The organism is Puniceibacterium confluentis, assembly GCF_007923445.1.
Taxonomy (GTDB): Bacteria; Pseudomonadota; Alphaproteobacteria; order Rhodobacterales; family Rhodobacteraceae; genus Puniceibacterium; species Puniceibacterium confluentis.
In genome coordinates, this window is record NZ_VOJI01000012.1 from 15,047 (window position 1) to 37,097 (window position 22,051).

A 22,051-nucleotide genomic window follows, 5' to 3' on the forward strand; every position below is an offset into this window, starting at 1 on the left:
GCCGGTTCAGTTCACCGACAGGCCGCTGACCCGGGCCTCGATCATGCTGTCGGTGTCATCGCTGTCGGCGGAAATCGCGATTCCCACCAGCGCGCCGGGCTGACCGCCAAAGGCCTTGCCGTAATCCCCCGCCAGATTGACCCGTTCCGAGGCCTGCCCGGTACCGGCCGGGCGCAGCACCACGGTTTTCCCGCGCGCGCCCAGATAGGGGCTGTCCAGAATGGCGCCGCGCCCCTCTGCACCGCCCCAGACATAGACCAGCACCCGGACCGCGTTTTCGCCCAGGAGTTTGCGCACGCTGGCGCCCTGCAGCGCCCGCGCCTGCTCTTGCGGCAGAAAGACGAAGTACAGCGCCAGATTGCGATCGTCGCCGCCCTTGCGGGACAGGTTGGTGGCCGGAACCCCCTTGCTGACCGACCAGGACCAGCTTGCGGCCTGCGATGTCCACTGCTCCTGCGGCAACGGCTTGTAGGTCAGCGACACCGAGCCGTCGGACTGCACCGTCAGGGTATTGCCCTGGTAGCCGTATTTGTTCTGCGAAAACAGCGAGAATTTCTGTTGTTTCCACCCGCCGTCAAACGCCACGGGTGCGGCGCCGGCAGCTGTGGTCAGCGACAGCAGCGTCAGGATCGTCAGAATCGGACGTTTCATGGCAACTCCTCCGGTTGCGCCACATGCTACCGGCAGGGCGGCGAAAAGCACCCGACGTTCCCGTGAGCCGGGTGTGAGCCCGCACCACAGGCGGCTCGCCGCGCGACAGCGCCGCGTCCCCTGTGTTGCGGTCATTCCGCGCGCAGCAACCCCTGATCCAGCCGCAGCGTCCGATCCATCCGCGCCGCAAGGTCGAGGTTGTGGGTGGCGATCACCGCTGCCATGCCGGTCGCGCGCACCAGGGCGATCAGGGCGCCAAAGACTTGGTCAGAGGTTGCGGAATCGAGGTTTCCGGTCGGCTCGTCGGCCAGCAACAGCTTGGGATTGTTCGCCATCGCCCGACAGAATGCGACGCGTTGCTGCTGCCCGCCCGACAACTCGGCCGGCCGGTGATGTGCGCGGTCGGACACAGCGACACTGTCCATCAGCGTCATGGCCCGCTGTTCGGCGGTCTTGCCCGGCGTGCCGTTGGCAAGCTGCGGCAGAACGATGTTTTCCAGGGCGCTGAACTCGGGCAGCAGGTGGTGGAACTGGTAGACAAACCCGACATCGGCGCAGCGGACGGCGGTGCGCCTGCGATCCGACAGGCCGGTCATGTCGGTCCCGCTGATCGCCACCCGGCCCGCATCCGGCGTATCGAGCAGCCCGGCGATGTGCAGCAGCGTGGATTTGCCAGCGCCCGACGGCGCGACAAGCGCCACGATCTCGCCCGGCCGCACCGTCAGATCTGCACCGCGCAGCACCTGAACTTCGCCCGGCAAGCCCTTGAAATATGTCTTTTCGATGCCTTCAAGGCGCAGGATCACATCACTCATAACGCAGCGCCTCGACCGGGTTCATCCGCGCCGCGCGGCGGGCGGGAAAGATCGTCACGATGAAGGACAGCCCCAGCGACAGCGCCACAGCCGAAAGCACATCGTTGAGCCGCAGTTGCGCCGGAAGCTGGTAGATTCCGCGCACCGACGGATCCCAGACGCCACCGCCGGAGAGGTAGTTCACCAGACTGAATATCGGGTCGATATAAAGCGCGAACAGGCAGCCCAGAACCACGCCAAGAGCCGTGCCGATCAGGCCGGTAAAGGCGCCGCAGATGAAAAACACCCGCAGAACGGACCCTTCACTCAGCCCCATGGTGCGCAGGATGCCAATATCGCGCCCCTTGTTCTTGACCAGCATGATCAGCCCGGAAACGATGTTCATCGCGGCAATCAGCACGAGGATCGAAAGGATGATGAACATGACATTGTCTTCGATTTCCAGCGCCCGAAGGAAGCCGCCGCTGGCATCCTGCCAGGTCCAGACCAGACCGCGCTCGCCCACTTGCTGCAACAGCGGGGCCGCATATGTATCGGCCTCTTCGGGGTCCTCGACAGAAATCTCGAACTCGTCGACAACGTCTTCGCGGTTGAAATACAGCTGCGCCTCGGCAATCGGCATGTAGACCCGCGTGCGGTCAATGTCATAGCGCCCGGCAGTGAAGATATACACGACCTCGTAGACCTTTACGCGCGGGCTGATGCCGAACGCGGTCTTGACCCCGTCGGGGGAGATCAGCTTGACGGAATCGCCAAGGCCCACACCTATTTCGCGGGCAACCCCCGACCCGATGGCAATCCCGTCGTTGAAGCGGGTGATGTCGCCCTGCGCCGTGTCGGGATCGGCGATGCGGGGAATTGTTGCGAGATTCTGCTCGGAAATGCCGAAGACTTCTATCCCGGCATTGCGGTTGTTCGCGGTCGCCATGACCTGGCCCTTGACCAGTGGCGCCACTCGAAGGACACCGGGCACCTGCGCGATCCTTGCCGCCGTGGCGTCGTAGTCGGAAATGGTGCGCGAAACCCGCCCGATCTCGTCTTCCTGGCTGGTGTAATAGACGGTGACATGGGCGCTGGACCCGAGGATCGTATCGACAAATTCGGTGCGGAACCCGGATCTTACGGCCAGAGTCGCGATCAGCGCAAAAACCGCGAGGGTGATGCCGATCAGGCTGATCCAGGTCATCACGCTGACCCCGCCTTCGGCGCGTTTGGCGCGCAGATAGCGCCAGGCAATCATCCATTCGAACCCGGCAAAGGGTGGTGGAGTACGGGCCAAGGTGTTTGCCTTTCACGGTGTCTGATCGGGCTGGAACGTGGCCCCTGCGGGGCGCAGGGTCAAGTCGCCGCAAGGATTTCCGCCAGTGTGCAGTGCGCCCGTCTAGGCCCATTCGCGTGATATGGAAAGCATATGCGCGACCGGATCGGGTGATGCGGCAGTTTCCGGCCTCTTGCCCCGGTCGTGCGGGCTCCACATAATGCGCGCCATGACAGGACCCCGATACACCCCGCTTGTTCAGACGCTGCCTGCAACCGTGCCGTTTGTCGGTCCCGAAGTGCAGGAGCGCGAGACGGGCCAGACCTTCCGCGCCCGCCTTGGTGCGAATGAAAATGTCTTTGGCCCGTCGCCCATTGCCATCGCGGCGATGGAACGCGCAGCGGCGCAGATCTGGAAATATGCCGACGCGACGAGTTTCGAGCTCAAGGCAGCGCTGTCGGAACGGCTGCGGGTCAGCCCGCAGAACCTGATCATTGGCGAAGGCATCGACGGCTTGCTGGGGTATCTGGTGCGGCTTCTGGTCGCCGACGGCGACAGGGTCGTGACCTCGGACGGGGCCTATCCCACGTTCAACTACCACGTGACCGGATTTGGCGGCGCCCTGGTCAAGGTGCCCTACCGCGATGACCGCGAGGATCTGGCGGCGCTGATCGCCAGGGCGGCCGAGGTGGACGCCAAGATGGTCTATCTGGCCAATCCCGACAATCCGATGGGCAGCTGGCACAGCGGCGCCGACATCGAAGCGGCTCTGGACGCCCTGCCCGACGGCACCCTGCTGATTCTGGACGAGGCCTATATCGAGTTTGCCCCGGAAGATGCGGTGCCGCGCATTGATGCCGCCGACCCGCGGGTGATCCGGTTGCGCACCTTCTCCAAAGGGTATGGCATGGCCGGGGCGCGGGTGGGCTATGGAATCGCGGCACCGGAGCTGATCCGCAGCTTTGACAAGATCCGCAACCACTTCGGCATGAACCTTGCGGCGCAGGTCGGAGCCCTGGCAGCCTTGCAGGACGAGGCCTGGCTGCGGCAGGGGATCACACAGGTGCGTGATGCCAAGGCGCGGATCGGCGCAATTGCCGAAGCGAACGGCCTGCGCGCGCTGGCCTCGGCCACCAATTTTGTCGCGGTGGACTGCGGCCGGGACGGCGATTTCGCCCGCGCGGTGCTGCGCGCGCTGGTGGCGCGGGGGATCTTTGTCCGGATGCCGTTCGTGGCGCCGCAGGACCGCTGCATCCGGATCAGCGCCGGCACGCAGGCCGACCTCGACGCGCTGGCCGAGGCCCTGCCACAGGCGCTGGAAGAGGCCCGCGCCGCGGTTCAGGCCTGAGAGATCACCGCGGCGGCGGCGGACAGCCCCCCCGCGCCATGCGGTATGTCCAGCGCGATGAAACCCGCCTCCACCGCCCCCAGAAGTCCCAGGATCATGTGGGCGTTCACGTGGCCCATGTGGCCAAAGCGAAAGAACCCGGTGCCGTCCGCGTCACCGTCTTCGGACATGCCCAGGCCGATGCCCAGCACGACACCGGTGTTTGACGCCGTCCATGCGCGCAGTTTCGATCCATATGGCGCCCCGACCCGCAGCGCCGTGACCGCATGGCTGCGCTGCGCCGGATCGGCGATGTTCAGCCGCAGCGGACCTTCCTGCCCCCAGGCATCGCAGGCGGCCCAGATTGCCCGGGCCAGCACCGCGTGCCGGTTCCAGACCGCTTCGATCCCTTCGGCGTGGATCATATCCAGCGACGCACGCAGCCCCATGAGATGGTGGGTCGGCGCGGTGCCCTGGAAGTACTGATAGAACATCTCCGGATCCGAGCGGGTGGCCCAGTCCCAGTAGCGGGTGACCCGGGGCATCCTTGCGCGCTGCGCGGCGGCACGGTCATTGTAGAACACAAAGCCCAGCCCCGGCGGCACCATCAGGCCCTTTTGCGAGGCCGCAACCATGACGTCGGCGCCCCAGGCATCCATTTCGAACACGTCACAGGCCAGCGAGGCGATGCAATCGACCATCAACAGCGCCGGGTGGCCGGTGTCGTCCAGCACCTGGCGCACTCCGGCAATATCGTTGCGCACCGACGACGAGGTGTCGACATGCTGCACCAGAACCGCACGGAATTTGTGGTCCGTGTCCGCCTTCAGCGCGTCAGCGACGCGGTCGAGGTCGATGGGGGCCTTGCGTCCGAAGTCGATGACCGTCGCGTCGATTCCCATGCCGGTCGCAGTGTCCGCCCAGCCGATGCCGAACCGGCCGGTCGACGGGACAAGGACCGCCTCTCCGGCGGCGACGGTGTTGGACAATGCGGCTTCCCAGGCGCCATGGCCATTGGCGATGTACATGGCGACATGGCCATCGGTGCGCGCGACGCGGCGCAGATCGGGCACAATGCCCGCCACCATTTCGGGCAGATCGCCCTCGTATATGTTCGGAGAGGCCGCGTGCATCGCGCGCAGCACCGCATCGGGCATGACTGACGGTCCGGGAATTGCCAAATAGGGTCGACCGTTGGCCAGGGACATGCGCAGATCCTTGTGATTGGGGCGGGCAAATTCCCGACGGCGCCACACTAGCCGGACACGCCGCCGCGTCAATCCGGCCCGCGCCGCTTGCCAGCCCATGCCGCAGCGCTTAAACCCGCGATCAAGAAAAGGGATCACAATGCTGTCACAGCTCTGGAGCCGGATTGAACAGGGCGAGCGTCGTTTCCGGCGCTCGTTCGGCAAGGATATCACCGATCCCGTGGCACGGCGCTGGTCCGTGCTGCACTACAACGTGTTCGATCACGCCTTTCTGCGCAGTTTCTGGACCAACTTCTTTGAGATCGCGCCGGGCGTCTACCGGTCGAACCAGCCGACGCACCGGCGCTTTCTGAAGTATGCCGCGCTTGGCATCCGCACCGTGGTCAACCTGCGTGGCGAGGAAAAGTATTCGCATTACCTGTTCGAAAAGGAAACGCTGGACGGGCTTGGCATCGAGATGATCAATGCCAAGCTCTGGGCGCGCATGGCGGCCAGCCGTGAACGCATCGAGCATGTGATCGACGTCCTGCGCACGGCGCAGAAGCCGCTGCTGTTTCACTGCAAGTCGGGCGCCGACCGGGCCGGGTTCGTCGCCGCACTGTATCTGCTGGTGTTCGAGGATCAGCCGGTCGAGGTGGCGCGTCGTCAGCTGGGCCTGAAGTATATCCATCTGGATTTCACCAAGACAGGCATCCAGGACTATATTCTGGATGTCTATGCCGCGCGGATCGCACAGGCTCCGATCGGATTCGAGCAGTGGATTCGGACCGAATACGACAGCAAGCCGATTCAGGCGGGCTTTGATGCCCGCACCGAGCCCTCTGTGGTCGCGGCACAGATGGCCGCAGCCACGTGAACCGCGGGCCAAAGGAAAGCACCACGCCGGATGCCACCGGCCTGCTGCTGTGGCTCTGGCGGGGATATTTGCGGCGGCGCACCGGGCTGCTGCTCATCGCACTGGTGTTCATGTTTCTCGAAGGCTCGATGTTCGGCTTTCTCAGCTACATGATGAAGCCGATGTTCGATCAGGTGCTGGTGGGCGGATCCGCCACGGCCCTGGTCTGGGTGGCGCTGGCGATCTTTGCGATCTTCACCACCCGTGCCCTTGCCAGCGTTGTGCAAAAGGTGCTGCTGACCCGGATCTCGCAGCTGACCGTGGGCGACATCCGGCTGGACCTGTTGCAGAACCTGATGACGCTGGACAGCACCTTCCACCAGAATTTCCCCCCCGGCTACCTGATGCAGCGCATCGAGGGGGACGTTGAATCGATCAACAAGGTCTGGAAGACCATCATCACCGGCGCGGGCCGCGATGTTGTCGCACTGGTGGCCCTGTTCGGGGTGGCGATCTCTGTCGACTGGCGCTGGACCCTTGCCGCGCTGGTTGGCACCCCGCTGCTGGTGGCGCCCGCAATGCTGTTCCAGCGCTATGTGCGGGCCAACGCACGGGTGACCCGCGACGTGGCGGCAAAACTGTCGACGCGGCTGAACGAGGTGTTTCATGGCATCGTTCCGGTCAAGCTGAACCGGCTCGAGCGCTACCAGTGGAAACGCTACCGCGACCTGACCCGCCAGCGCATCCGGCTGGAGGTCAAGTCGAGCTTTGGCCAGGCGGCGATTCCGGGGCTGATCGACGTGATGTCGGGTGTCGGGTTCGTGGTCGTGCTGTTTTATGGCGGTTCGGAAATCCTGTCGGGTGAAAAGACCGTGGGCGACACCATGGCATTTTTCACCGCCCTGGGTCTGGCCTTTGAACCGCTGCGCAGGCTGGGCGCCTTCAGCGGCATCTGGCAGGTGGCGGCGGCCAGCATCGAGCGGATCAAGGAATTGCTCGATATGGTGCCCGAACTGCGTGACCCCGACGTGCCGAAACCGGCACCCGAAGGAATTCCCGGCATTCTGCTCGAGGATGTGTTTCTGGAATACGGCGACACGCCGATCCTGCGCGGCACCTCTTTTGAGGCCGAGGCGGGCAAGACCACGGCGCTGGTCGGCGCATCGGGGGCTGGCAAGTCAACGGTGTTCAACCTGTTGACCCGGCTGGTGGATCCCGACGCCGGACGGATCAGCCTGGGCGGTGTCGGTGTCTCCGAGATGACGCTGGGCGATCTGCGCTCGCTGTTCTCCGTGGTGTCGCAGGATTCCCTGCTGTTTGACGAGACCCTGCGCGAAAACATCCTGCTGGGACAGACCGGCGTGTCCGAGGCCGACCTCGACGACGCGCTGGAAGCAGCGCATGTGGCCGATTTCCTGCCGCGCCTGTCGGATGGGCTGGACAGCCCGGTCGGACCGCGCGGCACCAACCTGTCCGGCGGTCAGCGGCAACGGGTGGCGATTGCCCGCGCCCTGCTGCGCAACACGCCGGTGCTGCTGCTGGACGAAGCGACCTCGGCGCTGGATGCCCAGTCCGAGGCGGTGGTGCAGAAGGCGCTGGACCGGCTGTCTCAGGGCCGCACGACATTGGTCATCGCGCACCGGCTGTCGACTGTGCGCAATGCCGATAAGATTGTGGTGATGGATCAGGGGCAGGTCGTGGATCAGGGCACCCATGACGAGCTGATCGCGCGTGGCGGAGTCTATGCGGACCTGCACCGGCTGCAATTCGACGACAGTTGATCGCCCCGCGCCGGCGGCAGGAAACGCCTGATCGCCCCCGCTGTGTCCGGAAGATCGGCGCGGCCTGCGCCGCAGGGCCAGGCCGATCCCGCTAATCGCGACGGTCTGCTTTCAGTGTCTTCGGATCCGCCCCGGACAGAAACCGCACGAGGTTCAGCGTGGCGCAGCCGCCACGGCGCAGCCAGCCCGGTTGCAGAAAGGCCCGTGGGCAGGTTTCGGCAACAATCGGCAGGCCGACCAGCCGTTTTCCCAGGGCACGGGCGATGGCCAGATCCTCGAGCTGCGGCACCTCGGGATAACCGCCGACAGCGTCATATGTGGCCCGGTCGATCAGCAGCCCGTGTTCGCCCAGTGGCAGCCGCAGGCGCGCGCGCAGGTTGGCCAGTCCCGCAACAGCGCCCGGCAACAGCCCCCGCCCCCGGAACCGAAGCTGAAAATGATAGGCTCCCGGGGCAGCCAGCACGGCGGCGACCTCGCGGGACCAGCCCTCGGACAGGACGGCACCCGCTGTCAGAAACAGCAACCAGTCGCCCTGTGCGGCCTCGGCGCCGCGACGCAGGCGCACTGCGCGCGTCGCGGGCAGGCTCAGCCATACCGCGCCGGCCGCATCTGCCACCGCATGGGTCGCATCACTCGACCCGCCGTCGGACAGGATCAGTTCGCGCACCAGCCCGGCCTCCAGCCCCTCGATCAGCGCAGGAATGGTTTCCGCAAGCCCGTCCGCCGCGTCAAGTGTCGGAATGATAATCGAAATTGGCGCGCGCATGCCCTGCCCCTGTTTGCCTCGCGAGGGTCATCCTATATGAGAGAGCAAGGATCAAGAGGAAGACCCACATGACTCCGACCGAGCGCAGCGTGCTTTCCGTCACCGGCCCAGAGGCACAGACCTTTCTGCAGGGATTGGTGACCAATGATGTCACCCGGCTGAAAGACGGGCTGGTCTATGCCGCCATGCTGACGCCGCAGGGCAAATACCGGGCGGATTTCTTTCTCGTGCCAGAGGGTGACAGCGTGCTGATCGACGTGGCGTCGTCGCTGTCTGCGGATCTGTTGCGGGCGCTGACCATGTACAAGCTGCGCTCGAAGGTCGAGGTGGCGATGACCGGGCGGGTGGTGTCGCGCGGCACCGGCCCCACACCCGAGGGCGCCTTTGCCGACCCGCGTGACCCCCGCATGGGCTGGCGCGCCTATGACGGGCGGCCGGACGCAGCGGACGTGGACTGGGCGGCGCTGCGCGTCGCTGCCTGCGTACCGGAAAGCAGCATCGAGCTGACGCCTGACAGCTTTGTGCTCGAGGCCGGATTCGAGCGTCTGAACGGCGTTGATTTCCGCAAGGGCTGTTATGTCGGCCAGGAGGTCACGGCGCGGATGAAACACAAGACCGAGCTGCGCAAGGGCCTGACCCTTGTCGGTGTCGAAGGCCATGCCCCGGTCGGCACCGAGATCGACGCAGCGGGCAAGTCGGCCGGGGTGCTGTACACTCAGGCCAACGGCGCGGGCATCGCCTATCTGCGCTTTGACCGCGCCCACGGCGCGATGACGGCAGGCGAGGCGCGCATCCGCCATCCGGTGTGAGCGGCCCGCCGCCCTGCCCGCGCCGCAGGCCGATCCGATCCGGGCCGAAGCCAGGGATGCCGTTGCGAGGCGCTGCCGGCATGTGAAGGGTATACGCTCCACAGGGTGCCCCCTCTTTCCGGAAGCGCCGCTTCCGGAAAGATGCGTCGGGCGGACGAACGCGCTCAGGCGCGTTCGGCGTATTCCATCGTTTCGGTGTTCACGATGATCTCTTCGTCCTGGCCCACGAACGGCGGCACCGATACGCGGATGCCATTGTCCAGCAGTGCCGGCTTGAAGCTGTTGGCCGCGGTCTGGCCCTTGACGACCGGCTCTGTCTCGACGATGCGGCAGGTCACCTTTTGCGGCAATGTGGCATTCAGCGCCTCGGCCTCGTGAAATTCGATGTGGATCGTCATGCCGTCCTGCAGGAACGGGCGGCGTTCGCCAAGGATGTCGGCAGGCAGTTCGACCTGATCGTAGGTTTCGGTGTCCATGAAGGTCAGGATGCCGTCGGTTTCGAACAGGAACTGCATGTCCTTCTGCTCGAGTCGCACGCGCTCGACCTTGTCCGCCGAGCGGAAGCGCTCGTTGAGCTTGGAGCCGTTGCGCAGGTTCTTCATCTCGACCTGAGCAAAAGCGCCGCCCTTTCCGGGCTTTACGTGGTCGACCTTCACAGCCGCCCAGAGGCCGCCGTTATGCTCCAGCACGTTGCCGGGGCGAATTTCGTTTCCGTTGATCTTGGGCATGTGTCAAAACCGTGTCAAAAGGTTGATGATATTCTGAGCGTCCCTATATCTCGCTATAGTGCCCCTGGCAAGACAACCAGATATCGTGCTGCACCCGCAGAAAGGTATGCGTTAGTATCATGGGTGCTATGCGATATCGGTGTATCCGAATCGTGTTGAATAGGCCATAAGGGCCTTCACGCCTGAAAACACAAGAGCAATAATCAAAGGACGAAAGATGCGAGATTTCGTTGATGGAACAGCTTATAACAGCGAACAGGGCAACCGTGCCCGCAAGCTGTTTGCGGCCGTGGTCCTCGCTGCGCTGGATGACGCCATTGCTGACGACAAGAAATACGGCAACGGACCCGAACAAATCGCCCGCTGGGCACGGTCGCGTGACGGACGCGAAGTGCTGTCCTGCGCCGGGATCGACCCGAACGAGCGGGTTGTTTCGGGCCTGATGGATTTTGTCGGCAAGGGTGTACGCACCTCGGTCGCCCTGTCGCGCGAAGAGAGCGAGCGCCGCCATGCAGCAGAGCAGGCCGAAGCAGCCTGATCACCAGCCGTAACGACACCTTTAAACGCGCCTTCGGGCGCGTTTTTTTCTTGCGATATCAAAACTGTTACGGGTCGGGCCGGAAACGCGGCCCAGGCACGAGCCCACCGACCCGCATCACGGCACCGGGCCCGAGACCCTCGGGTTTATTCGAACGATTGGGCCATCAGCGCGCGCTGCACTTCCCGTCGCACCAGCTTGCGGACATTGCGGGTGATACGTTCTCCCAGCGCGCCCTGCAGCTCTTGACGCACGATATCGGACACCAGATCCCGCAACATGTCCTCGTCGATCACGCTGGTCTGGTCGTCCAATTCCAGCGCCTGTTCCGGCTCCGGTTCAGGTACTGATTCAAGTACCTGCTCCGGCTCCGGCTCTGGCTCAGGTTCCGGCTCCGGCTCCGGCTCAGGTTCCGGCTCCTGCGCGTCGGCGGGTGGTCTCGAAAAGTCAAAGCTGTCGACGTGTTCCAACGCATCTTCCAGCATCGAATTCCCGGCAAAATGTTGCGCGTCGCGCTCTGAATCGGCGGGCTGGCCTGCGACATCAACGTCCGTGTCGTCGCTCCGCTCGTCAGCATCCCGGGTGCCTGGAGTGTGATCTTCCCAGGTCAGCGCGTCTGCGGGCGGCACATCAGACTGGTCTGACGCAACGTCAGAATCCTCGTCAGCGTCGAGATCGTCCGCAGGCTGCCAGGAGCCGGAGCTCTCCGCGATCATGCTTTCCAGTTCGGCAATCTTCTGTTCCAGAGTCAGGCCGCTGGCCGGGCGGCGTTCCCTGCGCCGCGGCATGAAGACAGGCACACCGGCTTCAGCCTTGTCCGCGGCCTCACCGCTGCCGCTGTCATCCTGTTTCCGCGCTTGCAGACGCGCATGGCCGCGCACAGCCATGGCCTCGGCAAGTTCCGACTCGACCATGCCCAGCAGAGCCTTGTCCAGCACACTGACCGGCTCTGGATCGTCGGCTGTGTCCTCGGCGTCCTGACCGGATTCCTCTGTCACGGGGTCGGACTTCGCCCGCGTCAGCAGCATCGGCGCGTTGTCCTCGGCCTTGTCCTTCGTAACCGTGGCGCTCTCGTCGCGCACCACGCGCTGCGCCGGTGTCAGAACCAGCTTTTCCGGCAGCCCGGACACCGTGGCACCGGGTTTGGCGCGGGTGTCATTGGACACCAGCCGGCGGATCGAGGACAGAACATCCTCTATTTCCATGTTCGTCACGGGGTCTGACATTTTTTTTCCCACTCTCGCCTCGGCTTCAGTGTAGCGCGAGCCGGGAAGTCACACAACAGATCGGAAAGATCTTACTCTTTTCCCAAGGCCCGCAGGACACGGTCGAGATCACGGCCCTGACGGCTGACCGGCGCGGGCGCGTCCTTGACCAGGTTGTAATAGGCCGCGGGGTCGTATTTCTGCACCGCCAGCCCCAGTTGGTCCGCCGTCAGAACCCCCATCGAGAACAGGACCGCGTAGGCCGCGACATATTCGTCCACAGAGGCCGAAATCTGCGACGCACGGGCGTTGAGCAGTTCCTGTTCGGCGTCCAGCACATCCAGAGTCGTGCGCGCGCCCAGCGTCGCCTCTTCGCGCACGCCGTCAAAGGCAATCTGCGCGGCGCGGACCTGATCAGCGCTGGCCGCCCGGCTGCTGCGGGCAACCTGAAGCTGGACATAGGCCGTCGCAACGTTCTGTTCGATGTTCAGCCGTGCGAGTTGCAGCTGTGCCCGTGCCGAGTCGCGGTTGGCCATCGCCTGACGTACCAGCGAAGACAGCCGCCCGCCCTGATAGATCGGGCCGCTGGCACCGATCGAAACCGATCCGCCGCGCGAAAAGGCGCTGCTGTCAAAGTTCTCGGTGATGCCGAGCTGCCCCTGAAGCTTGACCGTTGGCTTCATCGCCGCCTTGGCGCGCAGAACGCTGATTTCATTGACGGACACCGCGTATTGTGCGCCCAGCAAATCCGGGTGGCTGCGCATCGCAACCGCCCGCGCGGCAGAAACATTGGCCGGCAACTGCGGCACGCTGCGCGGCGAATTCAGAGCACCGGGACGACGGCCGGTGGCGACGCGATATTCTTCCTGCGCCACGGCCAGATCCCCCTGCGCGGCCGACAGCGCCGAGCGTGAGGCGGCAAGCCGCGCCTGGGCCAGGGCAACGTCGGTGCGGGTGACTTCGCCCACGTCAAAGCGGTCTTCGGCCGCCCGCAGTTCCTGTGTGATCAGGCGCAGGTTGTTCTGCCGCAACGATACGGTTTCAGTGGTGCGGCGCACCTCCATGAAGGCCTGGACGGCGCGCAGCAGGATCTGCTGCTCGACCGACACAAGGCTTTGGCGGGTGGCCAGGACCGATTCCTTGGCGCTGTCGATCGCCAGTCTGTTCTGGCCGAAATCATACAGGGTCAGTTCGGCACTGAGCGCGATCGAGGTGGTGTTCGCCGCACTTCCCACAACCTGAAATCCGGTGCTGGCACTGCGGTTGGTGCCGAAATCGCGGGTGATGTCGGAAACCCAACTGACGACCGGGCGCAGTGCCGAGATCGACTGGGCCACGTCTTCATCTGCGGCGCGCAACACGGCGCGGTTCTGCTCGAGCAGACCGCTGGTGTTATAGGCCCCGACCAGCGCATCTGCGAGTGTATCCGCCTGCGCGGCGGCTGCGATCCAGACCACCGCAATGCCGGTGGTCATATGTCTGAGAAACGCCGTGGGTGTCATTTTGCCTGTCCTGCTCTGTTGCGACCCATTTCTTTTGCCACCGCTCAAAGCGCAAAAGCGGTTTCTTTTTCAAATCCTGCCAGTACCGGAGCGCTTGCGTTGAAGGCAAACCGCCACGACACAATGCCGTCAGTACGGTAGCCAATCCGGACAACGCCCAGCGCGCCCTCCATAAACAGGCAGGCAATGCGCCCGCCGTCCTTGAGTTGATCAATCAGGGTTTGCGGCACCTGCTGGACAGCGCCTTCTATGACGATCACGTCATAGGGCCCGTGTTCCGGTGCACCCTCGGTCAAGGCGCCTTCGTGCAGGATCACGTTGTCGGCGTGATGTTCCGACAGCAGCGCCTGCGCTTCCTTGACGCGGTCCGCATCGTCCTCGACCGCGACGACCGCCTCGGCGATACGGGCGATCACGGCGGCGGAATAGCCAAGCCCCGACCCGAGATCGAGCACGAGGTCGTTGTTGGTGAGGTCAAGCGCATCCAGCATCTTGGAAAACGTGCGCGGTTCGAGCACGACGCGTCCGGCCCCTATGTCGAGGTTTTCGCTGACATAGGCTGCCTCGACCCGGTCGCGCGGCACAAACACCTCGCGCGGGACGTCCAGCATCGCGTTGATGATCGGGAACTTGGTGACGTCCGAGGGCCGCACCTGCGTATCGACCATCATTCTGCGGCGGGTGGCATAGTCTGACATGCACTAAACTCTTTCGTTCAGAAACCTGCACATGTCATGCCATAGAACACCCGCCGCGGCAACGCCCGGCCCAGACTATTCCGGCAATGTCACCTTGAAGAAACAGTCCTGAACGCTACGGCGGCAGAAATTGACGGTCCGGCGATCCGTGTCCTGCCTGCGCCCTATCCGGACTGCACCGTGTTGACCCGCTTGACCACCTTGTCATCCAGCAGGGCCGCCGCGATCACCATCACGGGGATCGACACAATGCCGCCGATCGGGCCCCAGAACCACAGGCCGAACACAAGCGCGACAAAGACCAGCAACGCGTTGAGTGATACATGTTTGCCCACCAGCGAGGGGGTGACGAACTGCGCCTCTAGCATGTTGAGACACACATAGGCGGCAAACGGCGCCCCGACCATCAGGCCGTCAAAGTTGATGAGCCCGCTCAGCAGAAGACCCACCGCCATCAGTCCCGGACCGACGTAGAGCACATAATTCAACATGAATGCCGCCATGCCCCAGACCCAGAACAGCGGCAGGCCGATCAGCATCAGCACCCCCGCCAGCGACATTCCCAACCCCATATTGATGATCGAGATGGTAACGAAATAACGTGACACCAGCGACTCCGCGGTCTTGAACCGCTGCTGGATCGATGCCGACTGCGCGACGCCGCCAATCCGTTTGGCCAGCGCCGAATAGACCTCGAGCCGTGTCAGAAGGAAAAAGTAGAATGTCCCGGCAAATACCAGAACCTGGCCCAGAATGACCGGTGCCAGAAACAGGGCGTCCGAAACCGTGGGCAGCGCGGTATCGGCAGCCTTTTCCGTGCTCGCCGTCGCGTCGGCGTCGCCTCCGAGCGCTTTCTGCACTTCCGAACTCATGTCATCCAGACCCCGCAACATGCTGCGCATGTCATAGATCAGCGACTGCAGTTCGAGCCGGATCTTGGGAATCTCGGCGGTGACGCGCCAGAACAGCGGTTCGAGCGCCAGCACCAGAACCCCCAGTCCGAGAATGGTCGCCACCATGATGATCATCGCCGCGTAACCCACGGGGATCTTCAGCCGGTCAAAGAAATCCATCAACGGCGCGACAATAACCCCTGTCACCACCGCCAGCGTCATGGGCGCGGCAATGTTCTGCGCAAATTGCAGCGCGGCAAGGCATACCACGATTGCAATCAGCACAACCCCCGTACGCTGCGGGTCCGAAGAGGAAATCAGCCTGTTCGCCATCTCCGTCGGTCAGCGCCGCTTGGGGCGCGAGGTGCGCCGCCCGGCATCGAGGCCGATAAGAAATCCTTCGATCATTTTCATGAATGGGTCCACTGTGGCTGCGGCAGGAGCCGCCGGGGGTGCGCGATAAAGGCGCCGTTGGGCGCGGGCGACAGCAAAGAGGATCAGCCCGGCACCGGTATAGAGAAAGCCGACGACCTGCGCCGCGAAGATCGCGCTGCGCAGTTCGGCCAGCATCATCCAGAACGCTGCCGTCAGAAACCCGAGTCCGATGGCCACAAGCACTGCGCCCGCGGCTGAAAACGTGATCGCGCGCGACGTGCGCCGCGCGTAATCCCTGAGCGTGAACCCGAACAGCATGGCCTACTTCCGGCCGCTGAGAAAGCCCGCGATGAAGCCGACGCCGATTGCAATGCCGATCGCGGTGCCGGGCTGGCGGCGGATAGCGTCGTATGCCTGATCCTGTGCGTCGAGCGCCCGGATCTGTGCTTCGGTCAGCGCATCGCTGCCCCGCTCTTTCAGCTTCTCGGCCTGCAGTTTGGCTGCGGCGAGGGTCTCGTCCTTGCGGCGCGTGCCGATTTCGCTGATCAGTTCAGTCACGCCTGCAAGATCCTTTTTCAGTGTTGCGATCTGGTCCGACAGATCCTTGTAATCCGTCGAGGTGCCGTTGTTCAGGTTGGTCTGCGTTGTCTGTGCCATTGAAAGGCCCTCCAGTGTGTGGTGCTGATGGATAAACGCCGTCCACCGGGCTTTGTTCCGCCGGGGCGGAAAATGTCGGGTCGCTCGAAACGGCACATTCCGGTGCGCCCGACGTCTGGACATTTGGTGTTCACGGCATGTGGACAGGTGTCAAAACGCCGAAGTTCCCCGGCCCGCGCCCACAAAGGCCGCCGTGCAGGGACAACTCCGACACGGCCCCGGCGCGCGGAGAGCCGACGCCCCGCCAGCCTGCGGCGTCACCCGGCCGCAATGGACCAAGCAACAGGACACTGGCCGCGCCGTCTATCCACGAGCTGGTCATCAAGCGTCTCTCTCTGGCAGCTTCCGGCGACAGGAAGATACCGCCATTCACCCGCTCATTTTTGCCGCGGTCGGAAGAACCTCTGACGTCACTTTGCTAGTTTGGAATACATCCGCGCCAACGACTCCGCTGTTGCCGCCGTCAGGTCTGCAGCTCCCCCGAAGTTCAAAGGAAATGCCAAATCCCGGCAAATTTGTGCTACGCTCCGCGATGGCTTTCGCTTCGTACATCAGGGAGATTCGCTATGAAGCACGTGATCACCGCCGCAATCTTTGCCACCATCGCGACGCCAGCCCTTGCCTTCCATTGCCCGGCGGACATGGCTGCAATCGACGCAGCGCTGCCGACAGCCAGCCTTTCAGCGGCTGACCTCACGACAGTCAAAAGTCTCCGCGCCCAGGGTGAAGCCGAGCACGGTGCCGGCAACCATCAGGCCTCGGTCGATACGCTGGCAAAGGCCAAGGCGCTGCTCGGGCTCTGAACCCGCGCGTCGCAGGCTAGAGGCACCATGGCGCGCCGCAGCGCAATCGCAGCGGCAGTGCGCCGCTGTGGATTGAAGACGGGGGCGCTGTAAGTTGCGGCACGGCACTTTGTTGGTTCTGTGCTGGTCCGGTAGATATTCACCAGATCGCTGACGGATTGCGAGAGTCCGGATGCCGATACCTTCGGCCATCAAGCTGATGGGCAGTCCTTTCACCGACACAGGGAACCCGGTTGCCCTGCCCGGCGGTTCAGGACAGCAGCTACCCGGGCGCCGACATGGCGGATTTCGCGAACCTCAGCCGGTCACGCCCGGTAGCGAAGGTCCGTCCTGTGCCCTAGTGCGTCCAGGCGCCCCGGCGATCGACGGCAAAATTTTCCGCATAGCCGCGCGGACGGATGTTGGACTTGCGCTTTTTCGGATCCGAGACCTGCGCATCAATGCCATTGTCGCGGGCATATTCCAGCGCCGCCTCTTTGCTGTCGAATCTGAGCTGCACCTGAGCCTGGGTATCGGTCGAGGAGGTCCACCCCATCAGCGGATCAACCTCGCGCGCGGTGTCCGGCGTGAAATCCAGCACCCAATGCCGGGTCTTGGCGGTCCCCGAGGACATGGCAGTACGGGCAGGCTGATAGATACGGGCGGGCATGGCACAAAAACTCCTTGGCTGCCGGTTTTATCGGGCAAAACGCGGACGCGGGCAAGATCGGAATCGCGCGAAGGCCGTGGCTTGTGCCGTCAGGATCGCAAGCGGCGTCGCGCCGATATCAGCGCGGCGGATCACGGAACATGCCGGTTACCGGACCGGGACATGGCAGTTCCGCGGAGCCAGGCACCGCATCAAGGCTGCGGCCACTGTCGCGGTGCGGGTCCAGCTCTCCCACCTTTACATCGCAGAGGCCATCAAGTCAGCCTTCCGACGCTTCGCTTGTCTGCAAACCGGCTGATCGTACGGCCGCAGAACACCACAGCCTGGCCGCGCCCCGGTCGGCACTTTCTGTGATCTGACCTTCCTGACCGGCGCTGCGGCGCGTTGATGCCTTGAATCCCCGGCCCAACACTACAACTGTAGGACCGACGCCAGAGGTTGCCCCAATGCCCTATGCCCATTCCGACAAGACCGACGCCGCGCTGCCGATGATGCACGCCCCTGCCCCCGCTGCTGCCAAGCGGGACAAGCTGGAGGGCGGCATCCGTTTTCGCATGGCGACCGACTTTGAGCCGGCAGGCGACCAGCCCACCGCAATCCGCGAACTGGCGGGCGGGGTGATGGCGGGCGAGCGGGATCAGGTGCTGCTGGGTGCCACCGGCACCGGCAAGACCTTCACCATGGCCAAGATCATCGAAGAGACCCAGCGCCCGGCGATCATCCTTGCGCCCAACAAAACGCTCGCCGCGCAATTGTATGGAGAATTCAAAGGCTTCTTCCCCGACAATGCGGTGGAATACTTTGTCAGCTTCTACGACTATTACCAGCCCGAGGCCTATGTCGCCCGCTCGGACACCTATATCGAGAAGGAAAGCCAGATCAACGAACAGATCGACCGGATGCGCCACTCGGCCACCCGGGCGTTGCTGGAACGCGATGACGTGATCATCGTCGCTTCCGTGTCCTGCATCTACGGCATCGGCTCGGTCGAGACCTATGGCGCAATGACCCAGGATCTGCACGTCGGCAGCGCGTATGACCAGCGCAAGATCATGGCCGACCTGATCGCACAGCAATACAAGCGCAACGATCAGGCGTTCCAGCGCGGCAGTTTCCGGGTGCGCGGCGATTCGCTGGAAATTTTTCCCGCCCACCTCGAGGACCGCGCCTGGAAGCTGTCGTTCTTTGGCGAGGAGTTGGAGAGCATCACCGAGTTCGACCCGCTGACCGGGGAGAAGACCGGCACCTTCGAGCGCATCCGCGTCTATGCCAATTCGCACTACGTCACGCCGAAACCGACGATGACCCAAGCGATCATCAGCATCAAGAAAGAGCTGCGCCAGCGGCTCGATCAGCTGGTGAACGAGGGCAAGCTGCTCGAGGCGCAGCGGCTGGAACAGCGCACCAATTTTGACATCGAAATGCTCGAGGCGACCGGCGTCTGCAACGGCATCGAGAACTATTCACGGTATCTGACCGGCCGCGCCCCGGGCGAGCCGCCCCCCACCCTGTTCGAGTTCATCCCCGACAATGCCATTGTCTTTGCCGATGAAAGCCACGTCTCGGTGCCGCAGATCGGCGGCATGTACAAAGGCGACTACCGGCGCAAGTTCACCCTGGCGGAACACGGCTTTCGCCTGCCGTCCTGCATGGACAACCGCCCGCTGAAATTCGAGGAATGGGACGCCATGCGGCCGCAGTCGGTGTTTGTCTCGGCCACGCCGGCGGCCTGGGAGCTGGAGCAGACCGGCGGTGTGTTCACCGAGCAGGTGATCCGCCCCACCGGCCTGATCGACCCCTATATCGAGATCCGCCCCGTCGAGATGCAGGTTGATGACCTGCTCGACGAGGTGCGCAAGGTCGCCGCCAGCGGTTTTCGCACGCTTGTCACCACGCTGACCAAGCGTATGGCAGAGGATCTGACCGAATACATGCATGAACAGGGCATCAAGGTGCGCTACATGCATTCCGACATCGACACGCTGGAACGCATCGAGATCCTGCGCGACCTGCGTCTTGGTGCCTTTGACGTGCTGATCGGCATCAACTTGCTGCGCGAGGGACTGGATATTCCCGAATGCGGACTGGTGGCCATTCTCGACGCGGACAAAGAGGGTTTCCTGCGTTCGGAAACCTCGCTGATCCAGACCATCGGGCGGGCGGCGCGGAATGTCGAAGGCCGGGTGATCATGTATGCCGACCGCATCACCGGTTCGATGGAGCGGGCGATGGGGGAAACCGACCGTCGCCGGGAAAAGCAGATCGCCTATAACCTCGAGCACAACATCACCCCGGCGACGATCAGGAAGAACATTGATGACGTGATGTCCGGCATCTACAAGGGTGACGTCGACATGAGCCGCGTTACCGCCAAGATCGACCACGCCCACGGCGGCAATCTGCAAACCGTGCTGGAAGGTCTGCGCACCGATATGCGCAAGGCGGCGGAAAATCTGGAATTCGAAGAGGCCGCCCGCCTGCGGGACGAGGTCAAGCGGCTGGAAGCTGTCGATCTGGCGATTTCCGATGATCCGATGGCGCGCCAGCAGGCGGTCGAGCGGGCGTCGGAAGAGGCCGTCAAGGGGCGCGGCCGTTCCACGGCGGGACGGGGCGGGATGCACGGCGGCAACGTCAAGCGCCGCAAGCGGTGATCATGACCGGCTTTGCAGATACCTGACCGCGACAGACACACCAGAGCCAGCCGACATCAGACCAGCCGGCAATAAAAAAGCGCCCTCGCCGGGGGCGAGGACGCTTTCCATTTCACCGCTGGAAGTTATTCCTTCGGCGGATCTACATCGATGGTCGGCACTTCGACTTCGACGGTTTTGCTGCCGGTGGTCACGGTGCCGACTTCGGCGTCGATATCGGGCAGTTTGCCGCCTTCGACACTGACATCGACATCAGGCAATGCGCCCTCTTCGGCGACGTCGAAATCGATCATGTAAATGCCGAAAAGCACGACCAGAACTGCCACGACGACCGCTGCAATAACTGTTCCCTGTTTCATATTACGTTCCTAACCTTGTTGTCCCGGTGGCAGGCACAGTCGCCTGCCTCTCACGTTGCTGTGATTAACGCAGGCTCTTTGGTTTCGGTTCCCTGTTCAGAAAATTAGTTTTTTGGGAACCTTTGAGGCCATCTCGAGCGTTTGGTGGTCAGAACCTCAGTTTTGAATGTTAGGAGCCCACCACGATGGAATATGGAATTTTCGGACTTATAATCCTCATTGCCGACATCTACGCCGTCTACAACATCCTTACCTCCGGTGCCTCGACGCTAGCAAAGGTGATCTGGACCCTGGTGGTGTTCTTCCTGCCGGTCCTGGGCTTCATCGCCTGGCTTGTGGCAGGTCCGCGCGGATCTTCCGCCCGGATCTAAGGCCCGTCACGACCGACAGTTCCGTAATGCCCGGACACTGTCACAGGCCTGTGCGAAGCCCTCCGCACAGGCCTTTTTCATGTCTGCTGCATTCTGTGGACCGGCTAATCCAGGACGACGATGCCGGTGTGTTTTGCCTTGTGCTCGGGCTCGACATGAATGGTCACGTTCGCATCCGGCACCGCCGCCTTGAGCGCGTGTTCCACATGATCACAGACCTCGTGCGCCTCCGAGACGGATGTGTCACCCGGCACCACCAGATGAAAATCAATGAATGTCACGCGTCCGGCGTGGCGGGTGCGCAGGTCATGCGCTTCGACCGCGCCCCCGGCTTCGGTCGAGATGACCTCGCGGATCACCTTGAGGGTATCCTCGGGCACCGCCTCGTCCAGCAGGCCACTGAGCGACTCCTTTATGACCCGCGACCCGGACCACAGAATATTCAACGCCACGATGCCTGCCAACGCCGGGTCCAGATGCCACCACCCCGTTGCATAGGCCAGCAGAATCCCCAGCGCCACGCCCATCGACGTCACCACGTCCGTCAGCAGATGGCGCCCATCAGCCACCAGCGCGGGTGACTTGATCGCCCGCCCCCGCGTGATCAGTACCCAGCACCAGATGCCGTTCAGCGCCGTGGCAACGCCGTTGAGCAGCAGACCTTCGATCGGGGCGGAAATCACCGGCGGCGCGAAAAAGCTGAGGTACGCTTCGCGCAGGATCAGAAGCGCGGCGATGACGATCATCACGCCCTCGAGAACGGCGCTGAAGAATTCGGCCTTGTGATGGCCATAGGGATGGTTTGCATCGGCCGGCAGGGCAGCCACCCGAATGGCGATCAGCGCCGCAATGGCGGTGGCAACATTGACCGTGCTTTCCAGCGCATCCGACAGCAGCGCCACAGAGCCGGTGATCCACCAGGCCAGCGCCTTGAGCCCCAGAACGACGCCCCCCACAAGCAGACTGCCAAAGGCCAGTTTCATGGTCGTTGTCACGGGCAGTCCTCGCAAGAATGGACTCGGCTCATAGCAGCGGGGTCGGCATCGCGCAACGCCTTGAAAATGCGCATGATAATCGCTCGCATCTTGGCGCGGCGGCGGGCGGCGGAATACCGCGCATCCCCAATCGGACCACGCCGGATAGCAATCTGAAATGACTGTGAAAAATATTCT

Annotated in this window: 23 protein-coding genes; 8 read left to right on the plus strand and 15 right to left on the minus strand. The window is 63.4% G+C overall.

What is annotated here, in order from left to right; genetic code table 11:
- Positions 1 to 6: 6 nt before the first annotated feature.
- The 3 genes from FOY53_RS14275 to FOY53_RS14285 all read right to left on the minus strand — a co-directional run bounded on the left by FOY53_RS14275 (position 7) and on the right by FOY53_RS14285 (position 2,745).
- Positions 7 to 651 (minus strand): DUF3047 domain-containing protein, encoded by a 645-nt coding sequence (locus FOY53_RS14275; RefSeq protein WP_146590006.1) that lies wholly within the window; start codon positions 649 to 651, stop codon positions 7 to 9.
- A gap of 131 nt (positions 652 to 782) precedes the next feature.
- A complete protein-coding gene (locus FOY53_RS14280; RefSeq protein ID WP_146590008.1) occupies positions 783 to 1,466 on the minus strand; it encodes an ABC transporter ATP-binding protein in 684 nt (227 codons plus the stop codon).
- Entirely contained in the window at positions 1,459 to 2,745 is a 1,287-nt protein-coding gene (locus tag FOY53_RS14285; protein WP_146590010.1) for a lipoprotein-releasing ABC transporter permease subunit, read from the minus strand. Before FOY53_RS14285 ends, FOY53_RS14280 begins: the two co-directional genes overlap by 8 nt.
- 208 nt (positions 2,746 to 2,953) lie before the next feature.
- Between FOY53_RS14285 and FOY53_RS14290 the strand changes: the two genes are divergently transcribed.
- The gene (locus tag FOY53_RS14290) at positions 2,954 to 4,072 is read left to right on the plus strand and encodes a pyridoxal phosphate-dependent aminotransferase (RefSeq protein WP_146590012.1); all 1,119 of its coding nucleotides are present in this window, start codon (positions 2,954 to 2,956) and stop codon (positions 4,070 to 4,072) included.
- Here the strand turns inward: FOY53_RS14290 and FOY53_RS14295 are convergent.
- On the minus strand, positions 4,063 to 5,259 hold the full coding sequence (locus tag FOY53_RS14295; RefSeq protein ID WP_146590014.1) for a pyridoxal-phosphate-dependent aminotransferase family protein: 1,197 nt from the start codon (positions 5,257 to 5,259) through the stop codon (positions 4,063 to 4,065). The genes FOY53_RS14290 and FOY53_RS14295 overlap by 10 nt on opposite strands.
- A gap of 139 nt (positions 5,260 to 5,398) precedes the next feature.
- On the opposite strand from FOY53_RS14295, the gene FOY53_RS14300 reads away from it, so the two are divergent.
- Positions 5,399 to 6,115, plus strand: a complete 717-nt coding sequence (locus tag FOY53_RS14300; RefSeq protein ID WP_146590015.1) for a phosphatase domain-containing protein — start codon at positions 5,399 to 5,401, stop codon at positions 6,113 to 6,115.
- Positions 6,112 to 7,875 carry an ABC transporter ATP-binding protein gene (locus FOY53_RS14305; protein WP_246107409.1) on the plus strand — a complete coding sequence of 588 codons (1,764 nt, stop codon included), beginning with the start codon at positions 6,112 to 6,114 and terminating at the stop codon, positions 7,873 to 7,875. Before FOY53_RS14300 ends, FOY53_RS14305 begins: the two co-directional genes overlap by 4 nt.
- Positions 7,876 to 7,966: 91 nt before the next feature.
- Here FOY53_RS14305 and FOY53_RS14310 read toward each other — a convergent pair whose 3' ends face one another.
- The gene (locus tag FOY53_RS14310; protein ID WP_146590017.1) at positions 7,967 to 8,641 is read right to left on the minus strand and encodes a glycosyltransferase; all 675 of its coding nucleotides are present in this window, start codon (positions 8,639 to 8,641) and stop codon (positions 7,967 to 7,969) included.
- A 68-nt stretch (positions 8,642 to 8,709) separates the two neighbouring features.
- On the opposite strand from FOY53_RS14310, the gene ygfZ reads away from it, so the two are divergent.
- Entirely contained in the window at positions 8,710 to 9,450 is a 741-nt protein-coding gene (gene ygfZ, locus FOY53_RS14315; RefSeq protein ID WP_146590019.1) for a CAF17-like 4Fe-4S cluster assembly/insertion protein YgfZ, read from the plus strand.
- A gap of 164 nt (positions 9,451 to 9,614) precedes the next feature.
- On the opposite strand, the gene efp is transcribed toward ygfZ, so the two are convergent.
- Positions 9,615 to 10,178, minus strand: a complete 564-nt coding sequence (efp, locus tag FOY53_RS14320; RefSeq protein ID WP_146590021.1) for an elongation factor P — start codon at positions 10,176 to 10,178, stop codon at positions 9,615 to 9,617.
- A 217-nt stretch (positions 10,179 to 10,395) separates the two neighbouring features.
- On the opposite strand from efp, the gene FOY53_RS14325 reads away from it, so the two are divergent.
- Entirely contained in the window at positions 10,396 to 10,716 is a 321-nt protein-coding gene (locus tag FOY53_RS14325; RefSeq protein WP_099912016.1) for a DUF6280 family protein, read from the plus strand.
- Positions 10,717 to 10,862: 146 nt separating this feature from the next.
- Here FOY53_RS14325 and FOY53_RS23150 read toward each other — a convergent pair whose 3' ends face one another.
- The 6 genes from FOY53_RS23150 to FOY53_RS14355 all read right to left on the minus strand — a co-directional run bounded on the left by FOY53_RS23150 (position 10,863) and on the right by FOY53_RS14355 (position 16,046).
- Complete coding sequence (locus FOY53_RS23150) at positions 10,863 to 11,942, minus strand: hypothetical protein (protein ID WP_186766624.1); 1,080 nt, start codon at positions 11,940 to 11,942, stop codon at positions 10,863 to 10,865.
- A gap of 71 nt (positions 11,943 to 12,013) precedes the next feature.
- Complete coding sequence (locus tag FOY53_RS14335; RefSeq protein WP_246107410.1) at positions 12,014 to 13,423, minus strand: TolC family outer membrane protein; 1,410 nt, start codon at positions 13,421 to 13,423, stop codon at positions 12,014 to 12,016.
- Positions 13,424 to 13,467: 44 nt separating this feature from the next.
- A complete protein-coding gene (locus FOY53_RS14340) occupies positions 13,468 to 14,121 on the minus strand; it encodes a protein-L-isoaspartate O-methyltransferase family protein (protein WP_146590023.1) in 654 nt (217 codons plus the stop codon).
- A 164-nt stretch (positions 14,122 to 14,285) separates the two neighbouring features.
- A complete protein-coding gene (locus FOY53_RS14345; protein ID WP_146590025.1) occupies positions 14,286 to 15,347 on the minus strand; it encodes an AI-2E family transporter in 1,062 nt (353 codons plus the stop codon).
- A 9-nt stretch (positions 15,348 to 15,356) separates the two neighbouring features.
- Positions 15,357 to 15,707: a phage holin family protein gene (locus FOY53_RS14350; RefSeq protein WP_146590027.1), complete on the minus strand. Its 351-nt coding sequence runs from the start codon at positions 15,705 to 15,707 to the stop codon at positions 15,357 to 15,359.
- A 3-nt stretch (positions 15,708 to 15,710) separates the two neighbouring features.
- Positions 15,711 to 16,046, minus strand: a complete 336-nt coding sequence (locus FOY53_RS14355; protein WP_186766618.1) for an ElaB/YgaM/YqjD family protein — start codon at positions 16,044 to 16,046, stop codon at positions 15,711 to 15,713.
- 566 nt (positions 16,047 to 16,612) lie between these two features.
- On the opposite strand from FOY53_RS14355, the gene FOY53_RS14360 reads away from it, so the two are divergent.
- The gene (locus FOY53_RS14360) at positions 16,613 to 16,849 is read left to right on the plus strand and encodes a PA2433 domain-containing protein (protein WP_146590031.1); all 237 of its coding nucleotides are present in this window, start codon (positions 16,613 to 16,615) and stop codon (positions 16,847 to 16,849) included.
- A gap of 337 nt (positions 16,850 to 17,186) precedes the next feature.
- Here FOY53_RS14360 and FOY53_RS14365 read toward each other — a convergent pair whose 3' ends face one another.
- Positions 17,187 to 17,498, minus strand: coding sequence for an ETC complex I subunit (locus FOY53_RS14365; protein WP_146590033.1), 312 nt, complete (start codon positions 17,496 to 17,498; stop codon positions 17,187 to 17,189).
- A gap of 446 nt (positions 17,499 to 17,944) precedes the next feature.
- Between FOY53_RS14365 and uvrB the strand changes: the two genes are divergently transcribed.
- Positions 17,945 to 20,149: an excinuclease ABC subunit UvrB gene (gene uvrB / locus FOY53_RS14375; RefSeq protein ID WP_146590037.1), complete on the plus strand. Its 2,205-nt coding sequence runs from the start codon at positions 17,945 to 17,947 to the stop codon at positions 20,147 to 20,149.
- A gap of 125 nt (positions 20,150 to 20,274) precedes the next feature.
- Here the strand turns inward: uvrB and FOY53_RS14380 are convergent, their stop codons facing one another.
- On the minus strand, positions 20,275 to 20,508 hold the full coding sequence (locus FOY53_RS14380; RefSeq protein WP_146590039.1) for a hypothetical protein: 234 nt from the start codon (positions 20,506 to 20,508) through the stop codon (positions 20,275 to 20,277).
- 185 nt (positions 20,509 to 20,693) lie between these two features.
- Here FOY53_RS14380 and FOY53_RS14385 point away from each other — a divergent pair, with 185 nt between their 5' ends.
- Complete coding sequence (locus tag FOY53_RS14385) at positions 20,694 to 20,879, plus strand: PLDc N-terminal domain-containing protein (protein WP_146590041.1); 186 nt, start codon at positions 20,694 to 20,696, stop codon at positions 20,877 to 20,879.
- Between the two features lie 104 nt (positions 20,880 to 20,983).
- Here the strand turns inward: FOY53_RS14385 and FOY53_RS14390 are convergent, their stop codons facing one another.
- A complete protein-coding gene (locus FOY53_RS14390) occupies positions 20,984 to 21,874 on the minus strand; it encodes a cation diffusion facilitator family transporter (RefSeq protein WP_146590043.1) in 891 nt (296 codons plus the stop codon).
- Positions 21,875 to 22,051 lie beyond the last annotated feature (177 nt).